The sequence below is a fragment of the Bartonella queenslandensis AUST/NH15 genome (assembly GCF_000312585.1).
Classification (GTDB): domain Bacteria; phylum Pseudomonadota; class Alphaproteobacteria; order Rhizobiales; family Rhizobiaceae; genus Bartonella; species Bartonella queenslandensis_A.
The window spans coordinates 49,147-51,541 of sequence record NZ_HE998005.1 but is presented as its reverse complement, the minus strand read 5'-3'; the positions used below and the strand labels follow the sequence as shown (position 1 = coordinate 51,541).

Annotated in this window: 3 protein-coding genes; 2 read left to right on the top strand and 1 reads right to left on the bottom strand. The window is 37.5% G+C overall.

Going from position 1 to position 2,395, the window contains the following annotated elements:
- Nucleotides 1-420: AI-2E family transporter (locus BN338_RS06570; protein ID WP_039760250.1), on the bottom strand; the 420-nt coding region annotated here is incomplete at its 3' end.
- Between the two features lie 159 nt (nt 421-579).
- Between BN338_RS06570 and purM the strand changes: the two genes are divergently transcribed.
- Both purM and purN read left to right on the top strand, forming a co-directional pair.
- The gene (purM, locus tag BN338_RS06565; protein ID WP_039760249.1) at nt 580-1,671 is read left to right on the top strand and encodes a phosphoribosylformylglycinamidine cyclo-ligase; all 1,092 of its coding nucleotides are present in this window, start codon (nt 580-582) and stop codon (nt 1,669-1,671) included.
- Nucleotides 1,664-2,278 (top strand): phosphoribosylglycinamide formyltransferase, encoded by a 615-nt coding sequence (gene purN / locus BN338_RS06560; protein ID WP_039760248.1) that lies wholly within the window; start codon nt 1,664-1,666, stop codon nt 2,276-2,278. Before purM ends, purN begins: the two co-directional genes overlap by 8 nt.
- The last annotated feature ends 117 nt before the right edge of the window (nt 2,279-2,395 follow it).

Here is a 2,395-nt window from a genome sequence, read left to right as displayed (position 1 = left end):
ATTAATATAAACAGGTAAGCCATCACTCACAAATTGTTGTATTTGCCAACTAATAATAGGAATCAGAATAACTAAAGCAGCAACAAAGGTAATAACAATAAATAAAGTAATGAGGACAGTACCAAAAACACGACGAATACCAAACTTTTCAAGTAATTGAATAATGGGATTAAGAAAATAAGCCAACACAATCCCTGCTACAAAAGGAAGCAAAATTGATCCAAAAATAAACATAAAAAGAATGAAAAAAATCAGCGTCCCAAGCCAAAAAAAGATTTGTCTTTTCATATTATTCGGCAACGGTAATTGTGTATACGCTGGCATATAAGCCTTATAACGGTCATGAGATGTATTCTCACTCACTTTTTTTTTCATAAGTTTCCAAGAAGATTGTTCGTGATTATCTGATATCTTGCTCATAAAATACCCTAAAAAAAATTCTTCACAAAAATTATAAACATCTTAAAAATAAGGTACAAGCAAAGTTGCTTATTTTCTTATCAATATCTCTTGCAGAGAAAACTCTATCATGGCATTGCATAACGTCAAAACCTGATTTTCCATTAAAGGAAGGCTCCAATGAGCAATCAAGATCTTACAAATAATAAATCCAAAGCTGGTCTTACCTACGCAAAAGCCGGTGTAAACATCGATATGGGTAATGCTATGGTAGAAAAAATTAAACCCTTTATACGCGCGACAAAACGAGCCGGAGCAGATGCAGAAATTGGCGGGTTTGGTGGACTTTTTGATTTAAAAGCAGCGGGTTTTACAGATCCTATCCTTGTTGCAGCCAATGATGGTGTGGGAACAAAACTAAAAATTGCCATTGAAGTGGGTCACCATAACACTGTAGGTATTGATCTGGTAGCTATGTGTGTCAATGATTTACTTGTACAAGGAGCGGAGCCTCTCTTTTTTCTGGATTATTTTGCGACTGGAAAACTTGACCCTGAACAAGGTGCAGCAATCGTTTCTGGTATTGCGGAAGGATGTAAACAAGCCGGTGCTGCTCTCATTGGGGGAGAAACTGCAGAAATGCCAGGAATGTATGCAGAAGGAGATTATGATCTAGCAGGTTTTGCTGTAGGCGCATGTGAACGCAACATGCTGCTCCCTTCAAAAGACCTGAAAGAAGGTGATATTATCTTAGGTCTAAGCGCCTCAGGAATTCATTCCAACGGCTTTTCACTTGTTCGACGAATCATCCAGCAAAATGATCTCAAATGGAATGACCCTGCTCCTTTTTCTCCCCAAAATAGTCTTGGTACAGCACTCCTAACACCAACACGCATTTATGTGAAACCGCTTCTTCCTATCATGCGAAAATACGAAGGAATTAAAGCTCTAGCACATATTACGGGTGGAGGATTTCCTGAAAATATTCCACGCGTCATTCCTTCTTCTCTCTGTGCTGAAATTAATCTTTCTACCATCAATGTTCCCTCTGTCTTTTCATGGATTGCCAAACAAGGTAAAATAGAAGAAACAGAAATGTTACGAACTTTCAATTGTGGTATTGGCATGATCATTATCGTGGGACAGCATGCAGCTGAAACAGTTACGCAAGCTCTTGAAAAAAATGGAGAAATTGTAACTCCTCTTGGCATTTTAACAAAACGCAAGGATCAAAATAAAGGAATATTTTATAAAGGGGTACTGCATTTATGAAAAAAAAATCGTCGTTTTCATTTCTGGTAATGGGTCCAATATGGTTGCCCTTGCTCAAGCAAGTCAGCAAAAAGGATATCCTGCTGAAATTGTCGCAGTTATTTGCGATAATCCACGCGCAAATGGTATTGAAAAAGCACAAAATTATAACTTACCTATTCATGTTGTTGATCGCAAAATCTACAAAACAAAAGAAGGGCATGAAGAAGATATTTTCACGATTTTAGATCAATATAAGCCAGATTTTCTCTGCTTTGCGGGGTATATGCGCCTTATCTCATCACGTTTCGTCAAACTTTATGAGGGACGAATTTTAAACATCCACCCTTCTCTTTTACCTTCATTTAAAGGCTTAAACACGCATGAAAGAGTTTTACAAGCAGGTGTAAAAATCACAGGCTGCACCGTGCATGTTGTTACAGAAGACATGGATGCTGGAAAAATCCTTGCCCAAGCAGCTGTTCCAGTCTATCCTCATGATACCACTGAGTGCTTAGCACAAAGAGTTCTTAAAGCAGAGCATAAACTTTACCCTGAAGCCTTAAAAGCATTTATCGAAGGAAAGAGCGAAATGGTCGATACGCAACAACAACTCTTATCTTTTTGAATAGATCAACAATCTCTATAGTATTTTTTAACATTGTACATGCAATTTATCTTCAGCACCTATAATTAAAAACCTCTCATGTTGGCAGGATAAAGTCTATTTTTCGTGATTTTTTGC